The organism is Methanococcoides alaskense (genome assembly GCF_027594145.1).
GTDB classification, from domain to species: domain Archaea; phylum Halobacteriota; class Methanosarcinia; order Methanosarcinales; family Methanosarcinaceae; genus Methanococcoides; species Methanococcoides alaskense.
In genome coordinates this window covers 335,765-351,716 of sequence record NZ_JAQFFK010000001.1, presented here as the reverse complement: position 1 = coordinate 351,716, position 15,952 = coordinate 335,765, and the positions used below count along the sequence as shown (strand labels likewise).

Sequence of the window (15,952 nt, the reverse complement as noted above, 5' to 3'; positions counted from 1 at the left end):
ATGGTTTCACTGATTAGAGCTACTCTAATTTAAACCTAAAATCTGTTTTACCCAGCGTTGGGCTAGTATCCAATGTTAACTGGAGATTTTAATATTAAGTAGGAAAAAAAAATTGAAGTACGAAACCTAACTAAAATATTTGGGAAAAAACCCAAGAAAGCACTTTCTCTTATCGAAACCGGATTATCAAAAAGTGAAATTTTTGAAAGGACCGGACAGAACGTTGGACTTTATAACGTCAATTTTGATATATATGAAGGTGAGATTTTTGTAATAATGGGCCTTTCCGGCTCAGGAAAATCCACTCTTTTGCGATGTATAAACCGCCTTATAGAACCAACTGCCGGAAACATAATTCTCGATGGTGAGGATGTGGCCACAGCAGATTCTGAAAAACTGCGAGAGATACGCAGGAAAAAAATGGGCATGGTCTTTCAGAATTTTGCACTCATTCCTCACAGAACTGTCCTTGATAACGTTGCATACGGTCTTGAGATACAGGGCATATCAAAAGAAGAAAGAGATGTTAAAGGAAAGGAAGCTATCGAGACAGTTGGCCTTAAGGGCTATGAAGATAGCAAAACATCCCAGCTCAGTGGAGGGATGCAGCAGAGGGTCGGACTTGCGAGGGCCCTTGCAACTGATCCTGACATCCTGCTGATGGATGAAGCCTTCAGTGCTCTTGATCCCCTTATACGAAGCGAGATGCAGGACGAATTGCTCGCACTGGAAGAGAAGATGCAGAAAACGATCGTTTTCGTATCCCATGATCTCGATGAGGCCCTAAAACTGGGCGATAGGATCATGATCATGCATGATGGCCAGATAGCCCAGATCGGCACTGCAGAAAATATCCTTACAGAACCTGCAGATGATTATGTATCGAAGTTCGTGGCAGGCGTGGACAGGACAAAAATACTCACTGCAGAAACGGTCATGAAACGTGCCGATCCCGTGATATCAATTAACTCCAGTCCAAAGGTAGCCCTGCAGTTGATGAGAGAACATGGCATATCATCCATATTTGTCGTGAACAGAGAGAAGCATCTGAAAGGCATAGTTTCAGTTGATGATGCAGTGAGTGGTTCAAAGGCTGGGAAGACCATAAAGGACGTCATGACAAGCGATGTCACAGCTACTAACCCAGATACACCTTTGAACGAACTTATACCGATAATAGAAAACAGTTCACCTATTGCAGTTACAAAGGATGATGGAAAACTCCTTGGAGTAATTGTAAGGGGAAGTGTACTTGGTGCACTTACGATCGAGGAGGTGTGATCAATGGCTATACCAAAAATACCGATAGGCGAGGGTATGGAAAAAGTGGTCAATTGGATCGAAGATGATTTTGGAATATTGCTGGATATATTTAGCGATGTAACGGATTACATAATATCCGGCCTTAATGATACCCTGCTCTTATTTCCTCCCATTGTATTTGCATTGATAATTGGTATCGCTGCATATTTCATCGGCAAGAAGGATCTAAAACTTGCGATAGGAAGTACATTTGGCTTGCTCCTGATAGAGAACATGGGACTATGGGTACTATCCATGGAGACTATATCCCTTGTACTCACATCGGCATCCCTTGCATTGCTTATCGCAATACCATTGGGAATCGTTTCAGCAAAGAATGAATTTGCATACCACGTGATCAAACCGCTGCTTGACCTGATGCAGACGATGCCATCGTTTGTCTACCTTATACCTGCAGTCATATTCTTTGGGCTTGGAAATGTTCCGGGACTTGTTGCAACGATTGTTTTTGCAATGCCTCCTGCGATCAGACTTACCACCCTGGGAATTCAGCAGGTGCCTAAGGAACTTACTGAGGTCGCAGACGCATTTGGATCAACACCCTGGCAGAAACTGACCAAGGTGGAACTTCCAACTGCTCTGCCAAGCATAATGGCCGGTGTAAATCAGTGCATAATGCTTTCCCTTTCAATGGTTGTAATAGCTGCCATGATCGGTGCAAGAGGTCTGGGATATCAGGTACTCATCGGAATTCAGAGAGTAGATATAGGCCAGGGATTTGAAGCAGGACTTGGAATTGTGATCATTGCGATCATACTTGACAGGTTCACGCAGCATCTCACACCAAAATGAGATGCACACTTCTTTACTTTTTATTGCGGAAATACCGCATATTACCCATAAATAAAAAAAATTAGTGTTTGTGATATAATGAATGGAAAAATAAAATCGTTATTGCTGGTATTGCTAATTGCAATAAGCCTTGTTGGTGCAGGATGTGTCCAGCAGGAAGATGGAACTGAATCAAAGGAAGTAACTGTAGGATATGTTCTATGGGACGGCGAAATAGCAAGCACGAATGTGATCGAGCAGGTTCTTGAGAAAAAGGGCTATGATGTTGAGATCATTGCAGTGGATGCAGGCGCCCTTTATCTGGGAGTCGCACAGGGAGATTTCGATTTCACAACATCCGCATGGTTACCCGTGACACAGGAAAACTACTGGAATCAGTATGGAGACCAGTTAGTCAGTGTCAGAAAAAACCTTGAGAACACACCTCTGGGACTTGTTGTACCAGCATATGTAGAGATAGACTCTATAGCAGAACTCAACGACAACAAGGAAATGTTTGACGGAGAGATCATCGGTATCGACCCTGGGGCAGGTATCATGCAGAACACCGAAAATGCTATCGAAGCCTATGGTCTGGATTACAAACTGGTCTCAAGCAGTACCGCAGGCATGAACGCACAGCTTCGAAAAGCTATTGATGATGAAGAACCCATCGTTGTTACACTCTGGTCACCACATTGGTCATTTGATCGCTGGGACTTGAAGTACCTTGATGATCCAGAAGGAGCCTTTGGTCAAGCAGATAATGTAGAGACCCTTGCCCGTATAGGCCTTGAAGAAGATATGCCAGAGGTCTATGATGTACTCACAAGATTCCACTGGACCCATGAAGATATACAGTCAGTGATGAGTGATATGGAGAATGGAATGGCTCCTGAGGATGCAGCAGCAAAATGGATAGAGAATAATCCTGAAAAGGTAAACGAATGGCTGGGAGAAGAGTTATAACTTCTCTCTCATTTCTTTTTTATTGTAGAGGACCTCTACAGAACTATTAATTCATGTATTTGCTTTTAAGCTAGTGCACTATTATTAAATGCTCTATTTTTTACTTGGATAAAATTACCATTAAACCCCAAACAATTCACTGATAATGGAAATCCTACTTTTGATTTGTTTTTAATTTATTCTCACTAGCTTCCTGTTTATAAGCTTCAAGCGAAAAAAACCAGACATTAAGCTTTAAAAAACACAAAAGCCGTCTACATTCTTTGTATTGCACAGAACAGAAGGCTAATTTTCGCATACATATGATTTATATAATATATTATACAACTTATATTAATTAGCTTTCAAATTATGTATATGGGAAAATATGGTCTTAAGTGATAGAAATGAAGTCGAGGAAAGTGACAAAAAAAGATCACCATTAGACAAAGTCCCATCTTCGAGTCCAATTATATGGAAATTATTAATCCCATTACTTCTTACAGCATTGATATTGATCGCTTCCTTTTCAGTTTTACTATGGTGGCAGCAGGATCAGCAAATAGAAGAGGGGATCCAAAAAACAATCGATCTCGTTCAGAATGATTATGAGACAACATTGGAGAAACAATCTTCAAAAATGGTTACTGAATTGAATTGGATCGCTGTAAATGAACCTTTGATCGATGCTCTGGAAAAGCAAGATCCTGATACGCTTTTATTAAATTCCCAGAATTTGTACGATAGACTATCCCAGGTCCATAATATATCCCATTTTTATTATCAGGGTCCTGATAGGGTGAATGTGCTGAGGGTCCATATGCCTGATAAGAGAGGAGGTTCCATTGAACGTTTTACTCTACTTGAAGCTGAAAGAACAGGGAATGTTGTTACTGGACTGGAACTTGGTTCACTGGGATTTTTCACCCTATGGGCTATAAAACCTGTGTATTCTAATGGAACATTGATCGGCTACATTGAGCTTGGAAAAGAAATTGAGGACATTCTCAACTCTATCTCAGAAAATACGGGTGCTGAGTTGACCGTTTTTATCTACAAGGATTCTCTTGATAGAAATAACTGGGAAAATGGGATGCTAAAACTAGACCGTGAAGCAGATTGGGACCGATATTCTTCAAAAGTTATTATTTATGGCACAGTTCCTTTATCGACTGCTTTTGAACAGCCCATCGAATTAGAGGAAGCTATAACGAAAGGTAATTCTCTTGAAATAGTAGATAATGAAACTATATGGCATACATCATCAATGACCTTAAATGATGCTTCAGGCGATGAAGTAGGTTTCATGCTGATCAGACAGGATATCACAGCAGAAAGAAACCTGTTCGCTGAAAATTTGAAACGGTTAATAATAAGGTCAATTTTACTCTTCGTATTATTGTGTTCCTTTTACTTTTTTATGTTGAAGAGAACTGCTCAAAGCATATTTGAAAACGAGTTCATAGTAAAGGAAAGTAGTGATCGCTTCAGATCCGTTATCGAATCTGCACATGATGCAGTTATGATCGTAAATTCCAAAGGAAAGATCGTTTACTGGAATAAAAGGGCTGAATCAATATTCGGTTATGATAGGGATGAAACAATAGGTGCTCATCTTTTGACATTTATCCCGGAAAGATATAGGGAAGCTCACAAAAATAAATTCAATGGGTCAGATATAACTGGCCTAACTGTTCAGATAGAGGGATTGAAAAAAGATGGTTCTGAGATACCAATTGAACTTTCACTATCAAGCTGGAATTCAAAACATGGTCGTTATTATGGTGGAGTGATCCGTGATATCACTAAGAGAAAAGAAGATGAGGATATGCTGAAAAAATATGCAGCAGAGCTTGAGCGTTCGAATGAACTTAAGACCATTTTTGCTGATATTATGCGTCATGATCTGATGAATCCTATAAGCTTTATAAATGGATATGTTGGTGTGTTACTGGAAACGGAAAAAGATCCTGATAAAGTCACTAAAATAAAATGCTTGAAAAAGGTCACCTCAAAATTGATAATAATGATAGAGGAAGCATCGAAGTTCTCAATGCTGGAAGAATCAGATGAAATAACTTTAAAGGTTTTTGATCTGGAATTTATGTTAAGATCATCTGCCATGTATATTCAAAAACAGGCAGATGAAAAAGAAATGTCAATTGAACTCGATCTTCACGGGCCTTATTTTGTGAAAGCTGACCCCATGGTAGAAGATGTGTTTGCAAATATTCTATCAAATGCTATAAAATATAGCCCGAAAAGAACAAAAGTAATAGTTGATGTTGCTAATCAAGGAGAATTCTGGAAAATAAGCATAACCGACTCAGGCGAAGGAATTGCAGATGAAGATAAGCCCTTGGTATTTGACAGGTTCAAGCGTGTTAACAAAGGCAACATTAAGGGCACAGGTCTTGGCCTTGCAATCGTGAAAAGGATCATGGAACTACATGAGGGTGATGTGGGAGTAAGCAACAATCCAGAAGGTCAGGGCAGTGTTTTCTGGGTAACTCTGAAAAAGGCTGATCTCTAAGCTGAACAACGAATGTCACGAACAAATTAACATATCTAAAAATGTACACATCAGATAAATAGCTATATAAATTTAGATATAAACTATGAAAAAAATGATATAAATTCCACTGTAAGATCAGATTATTATAATTCTACGGTGGAACATTAAAATTTCATTAAATGAGGTTTTATTTTTCAGTAGCTTTTGCACGCTCTTCTTGTGTCATATTAGCGAGACGCTCAACTTCCTTTATATCCAGACCCAACCCTTCAGCCACACGGCCACCATAATCTGGATCGGCTTTGAAGAATATAGCAGTCTGTCTGAGTTGAATGCGTTTTTGTGCACCTGAGAGATGGGACACGATATTACCCACAAGGTTCTTACGAGCCTGATCATCCATAACGTCACGATACAGGTTACCTGCCTGCACAAAGTCATCGTTGGGGTGAACATAAGGCGTACGGTCTGCTTTACCGGATACTTCGAATGCTGGCTTCAGAGCATCAGGGTCTGGTGCAGGACCACCAAAGCTGTTAGGCCAGTAATTTGGTCCGCCGCCTCCATTGGCATCAATTCGCATGAACCCATCACGCTGATAGCTGGTTTCTGGGGCATTCTTAGGAGCATTCACAGGGATCTGATGGTAGTTGGGACCCAGACGGTGAACATGGGAGTCATGATAAGAGAATACCCTGGCCTGCAACATCTTATCCGGAGAAATATCAATTCCTGGTACCAAATTACCGGGACTGAAGGCAGATTGCTCCACTTCGGCAAAGTAATTGGCAGGATTCCTGTTAAGGACCATTTTACCGATCTTGATGGTCGGGAAGTCACCATGTGGCCAGACCTTGGTTATATCAAGGATATCAAAACGATATTCTTCGGCCTGTTCCGGAGTCATTATCTGCATCTCAAGGGTCCAGGAAGGATAATCTCCCCTATCAATAGCATCATAAAGGTCTCTTGTAGCATGGTCAGGATCTGTAACGCTCAATTTCTCTGCTTCCTCGCGGGTAAGGGTCTTTGTACCTTGGTCAGTCTTGAAATGATACTGCACCCAGAAGTAGTCCCCATCATCATTGTACCACTTGTAAGTGTGACTTGAGTATCCGTTCATGTTGCGGAAGGTTGCAGGTGTACCCCTGTCTGAAAAGAGGATCGTGACCTGATGAATTGATTCTGGAGTAAGAGACAGAAAGTCCCAGAACATGTTTGGATCTTTGCAGTTTGTGGCAGGATTTCGCTTCTGTGTATGAATGAAATCAGGGAACTTTAAAGGGTCCCGAATGAAGAACACAGGTGTATTGTTACCAGTAAGGTCATGGTTTCCATCTTCGGTATAGAACTTTATGGCAAAACCACGTGGATCTCTTGCTGCATCGGCAGAACCTTTTTCCCCACCTACAGTGGAAAAGCGGGCAAAAACTTCAGTACGTTTACCAATCTCAGAAAGGAATTTGGCTTTTGTGTACTTGGTCACATCGGCAGTCACTTCAAAATAGCCGCCAGCACCTGCACCTTTTGCATGCACAACACGCTCAGGGATGCGTTCACGGTTAAAATGACCAAGTTTCTCCAAAAGGTGAACGTCCTGTATGAGAACTGGACCACGTTCTCCGGCCGTGAGGCTGTTCTGATCGTCCCCCACCGGAATTCCAAAAGCAGTAGTTAAGCTGGAAGTATTTTCATCACTCATTAAAATTCACTCCTCGATTTTATAGATAGGGTATATTGAAGAAACTGATCAAGTAATAACTAAATCAAATTCTTGATCATGCCCACCAAACCCCATGAATAATCTTGTTATTCGACTATAAATAGATTCACATTTTTTAGAGATCTGCGTGTTGAGGAATATAATTAGGTATTTAGTCTCCTTTACAAAAAATAAATGCTGTCTGCTAAAGACAGTCACATTCGAATTAAGATCAATTAAAAAGATGTATTTTCAGAATTCATTGGAATTGAAAATGTGAACGTACTTCCCTTTCCAACTTCACTTTCGACCCAGATCTCGCCACCATGCATTTCAACAAATTTCTTGACAATTGCAAGACCAAGACCAGTGCCACCATAACTTCTGGCAATCGAAGAATCCACCTGTTTGAATGTATCAAATATTTCATCGTGTTTATTTTCGGGAATACCAATACCATTATCCGATATAGATATCTCCAACATATTATCGCAATTGACAGCATTTATCTATATGCAACCATTTTCAGGTGTGAACTTCAAGGAATTACTTAGTAGATTATACAATATTTGTTTCATCCTTAATCTATCAGCATACACTTCAATACTTTTAGAACGAAACTGATTACAAATTTCAATGTTCTTAGTATATGCCATATGTTTAATTATATTCTCCACATCACAAAGGAAGGAAGATAAACTAAACTTTTCACATTCAAGTTCTATTTTCCCACTTTCGATCTTTGAGATCTCAAGAATGTCATTGATAAGGTCCAACAAGTGTTTACCACTATCCATAATATTGTATGAATATTTAGTTTCCTTTTCATTCAGATTACCGGAAGGATTGCTATTTAGCAACTGTGAGAAGCCGATGATAGAATTAAGAGGCGTGCGTAGCTCATGACTCATGTTTGCGAGGAATTCAGATTTGGTACGGTTAGCAGTTTCTGCCATAAGTTTTGCATGGAACATTGCTTTTTCTGCTTGCTTGCGTTCAGTGATGTCTACGAGTATTCCTCTAATGCCTATTGTTCTATCATTATGAAAAATTCTGTTTGAATATATGCTGACAGGAAATGTACTGCCATCTTTTCTCAGAGCTGTGTATTCGCTAGACCCTTGATCATCTCCACACACGACCTTCTCTAGATTCAGTTTAGCCCTGCCCAGATCATCAGAAATTAGCGTCTGATAAATATTTGATTCTTTGGAAAAGTCTTCCTGCGTGTAACCAAACATTTCAAATGCATAACGGTTGACGAATATGATATTTCCTTGTAAATCAGTTTCAAAAACCGTTTGGGGCAAGGAATCAGCCAACTCCTTATACTTGATCTCGCTTTCTTTTAGTGCCTTTTCAGCAAGCTTCTGTTCTGTAATATCATCAGCAGTGAGCAAAACCATTGGTTCATTGTTTTGTTTTATCAGGAGCGTTGAAATTAAAAGATGAAGTGTTACAGACCGGCCATTGGTAATTATTTCCAATTCACCTTCCTTTTTGTAAATGTTCTCACCTGTCTCAAAAGTGTACATTACAGAGTTTCGCACAGTACATTCTGAGCATTCTCTGTTTTTCCCACATCCTTCATCTTTCAACGAATTCATGCATCCAAATAATTCACCACCAAGAAGACCAATACTATCCGTTTTTTCCTTTCCTAATGTAATGGAAGTAGCTTGATTGATGTTTTCAACTCTGCCCTTCTTATTGATAAGGATCAGAATAAGAGGAAGATTCTCAAAAATAGAATTTAAGACCCCATGATTTTTAAACGATTCAGCTGGAATATTATAAGATTCTTCGGCAGATAAATTACTCAGAACATTTTCTATTCCATTCATTTTTTATTATCTCTCAACAGGTCATATTTTCAATATGAAATAAATAAATTTATATTATATATAGTAGTCGTCATAATATTGAATATATTTTGTAATTTTCAAAGAAAATGTAGAATTAAGTTGGCATACAATTTCAAACTGAGATAAATATGATCGCAATCAAAGCAGCAGCTAAACCTAACCATTGTTTTGAAGAAAGCTTTTCTTTGAGTATAACCCATGCAAGCAACACTGTCCCTGCAGGGTAGAGGGAAGAAGTGATAGATGCTATGTCAAGTCGACCTGCCTGAGATGCAAAAGCAAAAAAAGTATTTCCTCCTGTATCAAAGATCCCGGCAATGACGATGATAGGAAAGACACTTTTGGGTGGGATATAGACCTGCTTTTTCAGCGCTATAAATATGATCAATGTTATAGCTGCTGCTATCCTTGCAGCAGTAAGAGGCCAGAGTACAGCCGTATCGCTAACCTTGTCGATGGATATGAAAAATAATCCAAAACCCATCCCAGCGATCAGTGGAAGTATGAGATCGGTGCGTTCAATTTTACGATTCCCATCTCCTCCACTAGCAATGAGCCAGACTGCTACAAGTGCGAAAGCAAAGCCTACCATTTGATGAGCAGCAGGAAGTCCTTCGTAAAAAGTGCCGTAGATGACTGGTACAGAAGCTGCTACTATTGCTGAAATGGGTGCAACAAAACCCATATTACCTTGTGAAAGACCACGATAAAGGGCCAGAAGCCCAATGCCTATGAAAACTCCTGCAACAACACCCCAGACCATACCACCAAAAGGTGGCATCTCTTCTGCCATTAAATGGGCTGAAAATGCAAGAAGGAAAATACCAACTATCTGGGTTATCAGAACAACACTATAGACATTTGCACGTTTTGATGCAAATCCTCCACTGAAATCTCCGGCACCCCAGCACATAGCTGACATGAGACCAAAAAAAACCACAAGGAATTCGACAGGTATCATAGATCTGATTCTCCGAGAATAACTATATTATATTAGATCTGCTTGGATTTATATCCTTACTTTTCTGTATGGGCAAAATACTGTTAATTAGTTCAGCAACAATATGAACTACTATTTTGAGATGCAGAGCTTGTTGAAACTACTGTGAATCTCTTCACAGAAAATAAGTGGAAAGTGGTCCTGTACTGAAATAAAAAGGTAAAAATGGTTATTCATCAAATGATATACTGATATCTTGAAGGTTCGAATTCAGAGGAGCGGTTGGCATTGTAAATGTGAACGTACTTCCTTTTCCAATTTCACTATCAACCCAGATCTCACCACCATGTATTTCAACAAATTTCTTAACGATCGAAAGACCAAGACCAGTGCCCCCATAACTTCTAGTAGCTGAAGATTCCACCTGAAAAAAAGGATAGAACAAATTTTCCTGGTCCTTTGCTGAAATGCCAATGCCATGGTCTTTTACAGAAATATGCATGAAGTCATCTGAGATATTCCCTCCGACCTTCACTGCTCCCCCTTGATAGCTGAACTTAATGGCATTGTTCACGAGATTGTAAACTATCTGCTTGAATTTGATCATATCTGCTTTTATAGCAGGCATTCCAATGTCAATTCCATAGCTCATGTCAATATTTTTTACTGATGCAATAGGTTCCATCAATTCTTTTATTTCATTAATAGTATCAGATACAAAGAATTCATTCATATGAAGTTCCATTTTGCCAGCTTCTATCTTTGAGATAGAGAGGATGTCATTGATAATATTCAAAAGATGTTTTCCATTACTAAGAACATTAGACATGTATTTTCTCTGATATTCATTCAAAGAGCCATGACTTTCATTGCAGATCACATCCGAAAAACCAATTATCGAATTTAGAGGTGTCTTCAATTCATGGCTAATGTTTGCGAGGAATTCACTCTTGGACTGGTTGGCAGTTTCTGCAACAAGTTTTGCATGCATTATTGCATTCTCTGCTTTCTTGCGTTCAGTAATATCCCTTATAATTGCCATGTCTGCTGGCCTACCTTCATATTCGATAGCAGATGGGCTTACGTCCACTGGAATTCTCCCCCCTTCCTTTGAGATTATCTCGATCTCATAATTAGTGGAGACCTCTCCCCCATTCAATCTCTTCATATACCTTTCTTGTACCACTTCTTTGTATTCAGGTAGAATAAAATCAATGAACGGTTTTTCGAGTTCTTCTTCAATAGAGAAGCCAGTAATACTCGCTATCGTTTGGTTCCCGAATTTTATTAGACCATCTTGAAGAATGATAATTCCATCGTTTCCTTTTTCGACTAGCGTGTGGTACTTATTTTCACTAGCCTTAAGTGCCCTCTCTGCTTGTTTGTGCTCAAGACTGGCCCCGATAATGTTGGCCACCATACGTAAAAGGCTAATGTCCTCTTCTGCCCACTCTCCAATATCAACCACATTGTCCAAACCGATAAACCCAGCAAGCTTATTATTCATATGAATGGGGAAAACAAGCAATGATCTTACATCCTGTATTTCAAGGAGTTCTTTCTCTGCCGCTGCTTCTTCGGGTAAAGCTGAAACATCGCTAATGCAAATTGATTCGCCATTATTGAGTTTTTTCATCCACCAAGGGAACATGTCTAAAGGAAGATTCTGAAGGTTTTCTTTTTGGCATGAATTACCCCCTTTGCAATATTCATGCGTATTATCCATCGTAGTTCCATCATCATTAAACAGAAAAATATAACTTCGACAGCTCTCACATATTTTGGAAATATCCTCAAGAGCTTTATCGATATTAAGATCAATATCATCAGAAAAAACAAACAAAGAGGAAATAGAAGATACTGCTTTTTCAATTTCAAGCTTCTTCACAAGGCGTGATTCTATATTCTTTATACTTGAGATGTCAATAAAACTTTCGACAATAACCTGACAATCCTTTTTATTTACCAACGTTACAGTTTTCAAAATGGGAATTCTTTTGTCACCTTCGATCAACAGTTCACTTTCTGATCTATCGATAGTTAGCTTCATATCACTAATTGGACATTTTCCACATTCTGTAGGACAGATGTATTTGTGACATGTATGACCAATAATTTGTTCTCTTGGTCTACCGATCATCTCAGCAGCTGTAGCATTCACATCAATTATTTCATGAGTTTCCAGATCAATGATCACAATGCCAGCAATTAAAGAATCCACTAGGGGTGATAAATATTGATCATTTTCAAATTCCATGTACACTCCCCTGCAACGTAGTAAATTTACCAGTAACACAAAAATACTTGCCCCCAAAACTTAATCGTTCTTATTTAATATAAATAATGCCCCATATATAGTATTTTCTTATTATAACCCTATCAATAGAATCACAAAAACACAGAAAAAAGCTGTCAAAATATCAGCTTCTGACCAATCAAACGAAGGGATTAGAACTTTCAACTTCACGCATTATTCTGGAATTTTTTAACTTGGTCTATACTGGTGTATGGAAAACTACAAAAAGGTCAACGAATCAATGATCTGGGAGGAGATCGAGCACATTCTGAGCAGGAACTGGTTTTAATTAAGTGCCTGCCGATATACCTCTCCAGTCTTCTTTGCTATATCTTGCCAGTCAAAGGATGAAATTACCCTCTCGCGCCCTTTTTTCCCCATCATTCGCCTCTTTTCCGGATCATTGTATAATCTAGCAATCGCTTCTGCAATATTTGCACCGCTTTCCGGCTCCACCAGAAGCCCGGTCCTGTTGTGGTTAATTATATCTGGTATCCCTCCGACCCGTGACCCAATGCATGCGGTCTCACATGCCATGGCTTCCATGAGCACAATACCGAAAGGCTCATAGATGCTTGGTAGCACGAACACGTCGGAGAGAGAGTATAATTTAATGAGTTCATGCTTCCCCACATGCGGAAGGCAGAGGATATGCTTATCATGATATATATCCGGCTGGCCGACCAGAACCAGAATTACCTCTGGAATATCTTTCTGGAGTCTTCGCACGGCATCAACCAGATACCTCACACCCTTTTGTGGGTCATTCCTTCCAACAAACAGCACAACGAATCGGTCATCAAGTTTGTATTTTCTTTTGAGGTCATCCGCATTTTGGTGTTTGAATGTCTCAGTATCCACACCATTTGGAATGATCGTAATCCTATCAGGTTCGATCTCAAATGTTTGCTCCAGTTCTTCTTGTATGGACTTTGATACTGCAATGAACCTGTCCACCATGCCCACAACATTTTTCTCCATCATGACACTCAGACCGTCTGGCTTCGTTCTGTTGACATCTATACTGTGAGCTGTCATCACCAGTGGCAACTGGGTGCTTTGCTTTGATAATGTAGCAGCTAACTGGATCAAACCACCATGCGAGTGCAACAGATCCAGACTGCCATCTAAGAACTGTTTCTTCACCATAGCAGCTACAGTGGTGTTGGTCAGTATCTTCTTATATACCGCACTAAAATCATTAGATGCCTGATAATGAAGTTCTGGTGGTCCGTGTACACATACATTTTTAACCAACTGTTCATTCGATTCCTGTACATTGGCCGTAAACACATGTACCTGATCATTTCCGATTGCAAGACTTCGGGTTAGCTCACCTACATGAATACCCACACCACCAAAAAAATAAGGAGGATACTCATAAGAAAGGATACCAATATTAGCACCAAACTCTGTCTTTTTTAGACTAAAACCCATACTTATACCCCACCACTTAATTCCGTTATAATATCAAAGCTAATTTGATATCTTGACCCTTTAAATTAGAACCCCAATAATTTAATGGCGTCATTTCTCGTTTCCCATAAAGCAGGAAACTACTTTAGCTCATGATGCGTAATTATACGTGAGAATCTACATTAAAGGTGACGCTCAAATGCCTAAACCACTCGTTGTTGGAAACGGTTCACTGCTAGTGAATCTTGATATGAATGAAAGCATCCGGGACATGTATTTTCCCCACATAGGAAATGAGAACCATGTGAATGGACGACATTGTAGGATAGGGGTGAAAGTAGATGGGAAAAATCTTGGTCTGGTCTCTCTGATAGGGGATGATTGGAGCCACAAACTTGGTTACCAAAATGACAGGTTAGTAACTGATACCTACTATCGCAATGATCGTCTTGAAATTGAGTTGAGGCTCAACGAATGTGTACACCCTCATGAGAATATATTCATTCGAAAGATAGCAATAACCAATACCGACACCATAGACGTGGATATGAAGCTACTTTTTAGCCATGATATTGCCCTTTACGAGAACCCGAATGGCGATACGGCTATCTATGATCCTGCACTACGATCCATAATACATTACAAGGACTCACGCTACTTCCTTATCAGTGGTTCACCATACTTTGACCAGTATGAAGTAGGTCAAAAAGGGACGGATGAATCTGGTGCTATTAGGTCTGGAGAGCTTAACATGAACTCCATTCAGGTGGGGGCAGTGAACAGTTTAATAAGTTTCTCCCAGCAGCTGGCAGCTGGAGAAACAAAAATAATACATTACTGGATCGCAGTAGGGAAAACTTTCTTTGAAGTCAAGCGACTCAACGAGCTTGTCCTTGATGCAACACCTGAAAAGATCATGAGTGAAGCAGGACAGCACTCTTATTCATGGGTGAACAAGGAAAAGTACGATTTTTATGATCTTCCAACAAAAGTGGGTGACTTATTCAAACACAGTCTGCTTATTATGAGGTCACAGATCGATAACGGTGGCGCGATAATAGCTGCCAATGACAGTGATATTCTTGAAAGGTTCAACATGGATTCATACAGTTATATGTGGCCACGAGATAGTGCATATATCGCTATGGCACTGGATATAACACGTTACTCCGGGACTGTACAGAAATTCTTTGAATACTGCCAGGGACTTATCCATGAAAACGGGTATTTCCTGCAAAAATACAATCCCACAGGTACCCTTGCAAGTGGTTGGATGCCTTGGCTAACACCTGAGGGAAAGATCCAACTTCCGATACAGGAAGATAGTACAGCGCTTATTATCGTTGCTTTGTGGAACCATTATAAAATGACAAGATCCATCGAGAACATCGATCCGGCATACCACTCACTAATAATACCGGCCGCTGAGTTCATGATCAAGTACAGGGATCCCTCTACCGGACTCCCAAAACCCAGTTATAATCTGTGGGAGGAGAAAAGAGCGGTTCACAGCTATACATGTTCAACAGTGTATGCGGGGCTCATATGTGCTGCCAAGTTCGCGACAATGTATGGCGACACGGATCTCGCAGAAAGCTACAACAAGGCTGCTCTGGAAATAAAAGAGGGGATCGAGAATCACCTATATGATAAAGAACTGGGGAGGTTCCTGCGAAGCATCAATCCTAGGGATGAGACCGTAGATGCCAGTCTCTACGCCGTATCCCAGTTCGGGGTGCTTCCTCACGACGATACCAGAATGGTTAGCACCATGAAAAGTATAGAAAGCATACTTTCGGTGAAGACTAAGGTGGGAGGCATCGCTCGCTTCTATAAAGATAAATATCAAGAGGTTTCACAATACGATCCGGAGATCGTTCCAGGCAATCCCTGGTTCATATGTACCTTATGGGTAGCAGAATGGCATATACAGATGGCAAAGAGCATCGGCGACCTGCAAAAAGCAAGGGAAATGATACTGTGGGCCACAGATAGAGCCACAGAGACCGGGATGTTGGCAGAACAGCTGAATCCGTTTGATGGGAGTCCTTTAAGTGTGAGTCCTCTCACTTGGGCACATGCCACTTTTGTACTAACTGTCATGGCCTTTGTCGAGAAAGCAAGATCATTGGAGTAACAACAGTTGATTATCGATATCCGAGATACTATGCAATAG

The 15,952-nt window shown here is 40.1% G+C and carries 11 protein-coding genes; 5 read left to right on the top strand and 6 right to left on the bottom strand.

The annotated features are described in order from the left end of the window. The first annotated feature begins 111 nt into the window (after positions 1 to 111). The 4 genes from PBV53_RS01725 to PBV53_RS01710 all read left to right on the top strand — a co-directional run bounded on the left by PBV53_RS01725 (position 112) and on the right by PBV53_RS01710 (position 5,575). Complete coding sequence (locus tag PBV53_RS01725) at positions 112 to 1,281, top strand: quaternary amine ABC transporter ATP-binding protein (protein ID WP_270095760.1); 1,170 nt, start codon at positions 112 to 114, stop codon at positions 1,279 to 1,281. A gap of 3 nt (positions 1,282 to 1,284) precedes the next feature. Then, the gene (locus tag PBV53_RS01720; RefSeq protein WP_270095456.1) at positions 1,285 to 2,115 is read left to right on the top strand and encodes an ABC transporter permease; all 831 of its coding nucleotides are present in this window, start codon (positions 1,285 to 1,287) and stop codon (positions 2,113 to 2,115) included. A 78-nt stretch (positions 2,116 to 2,193) separates the two neighbouring features. Beyond that, the gene (locus PBV53_RS01715) at positions 2,194 to 3,063 is read left to right on the top strand and encodes a glycine betaine ABC transporter substrate-binding protein (RefSeq protein WP_270095455.1); all 870 of its coding nucleotides are present in this window, start codon (positions 2,194 to 2,196) and stop codon (positions 3,061 to 3,063) included. Positions 3,064 to 3,430: 367 nt separating this feature from the next. Continuing rightward, complete coding sequence (locus PBV53_RS01710) at positions 3,431 to 5,575, top strand: PAS domain S-box protein (protein WP_270095454.1); 2,145 nt, start codon at positions 3,431 to 3,433, stop codon at positions 5,573 to 5,575. A gap of 169 nt (positions 5,576 to 5,744) precedes the next feature. Here the strand turns inward: PBV53_RS01710 and PBV53_RS01705 are convergent, their stop codons facing one another. From PBV53_RS01705 to PBV53_RS01680, 6 genes are all read right to left on the bottom strand, one after another. Then, positions 5,745 to 7,259: a catalase gene (locus PBV53_RS01705; protein WP_270095453.1), complete on the bottom strand. Its 1,515-nt coding sequence runs from the start codon at positions 7,257 to 7,259 to the stop codon at positions 5,745 to 5,747. A gap of 236 nt (positions 7,260 to 7,495) precedes the next feature. After that, on the bottom strand, positions 7,496 to 7,744 hold the full coding sequence (locus PBV53_RS01700) for an ATP-binding protein (RefSeq protein WP_270095452.1): 249 nt from the start codon (positions 7,742 to 7,744) through the stop codon (positions 7,496 to 7,498). Between the two features lie 24 nt (positions 7,745 to 7,768). After that, positions 7,769 to 9,103, bottom strand: a complete 1,335-nt coding sequence (locus tag PBV53_RS01695) for a PAS domain-containing hybrid sensor histidine kinase/response regulator (protein ID WP_270095451.1) — start codon at positions 9,101 to 9,103, stop codon at positions 7,769 to 7,771. A 133-nt stretch (positions 9,104 to 9,236) separates the two neighbouring features. After that, positions 9,237 to 10,085: an EamA family transporter gene (locus PBV53_RS01690; RefSeq protein ID WP_270095450.1), complete on the bottom strand. Its 849-nt coding sequence runs from the start codon at positions 10,083 to 10,085 to the stop codon at positions 9,237 to 9,239. Positions 10,086 to 10,293: 208 nt separating this feature from the next. Next, entirely contained in the window at positions 10,294 to 12,321 is a 2,028-nt protein-coding gene (locus PBV53_RS01685; RefSeq protein ID WP_270095449.1) for an ATP-binding protein, read from the bottom strand. 324 nt (positions 12,322 to 12,645) lie between these two features. Further along, positions 12,646 to 13,797, bottom strand: a complete 1,152-nt coding sequence (locus tag PBV53_RS01680) for a glycosyltransferase family 4 protein (protein ID WP_270095448.1) — start codon at positions 13,795 to 13,797, stop codon at positions 12,646 to 12,648. A 178-nt stretch (positions 13,798 to 13,975) separates the two neighbouring features. Here PBV53_RS01680 and PBV53_RS01675 point away from each other — a divergent pair, with 178 nt between their 5' ends. Beyond that, a complete protein-coding gene (locus tag PBV53_RS01675; RefSeq protein WP_270095447.1) occupies positions 13,976 to 15,913 on the top strand; it encodes a glycoside hydrolase family 15 protein in 1,938 nt (645 codons plus the stop codon). Positions 15,914 to 15,952 lie beyond the last annotated feature (39 nt).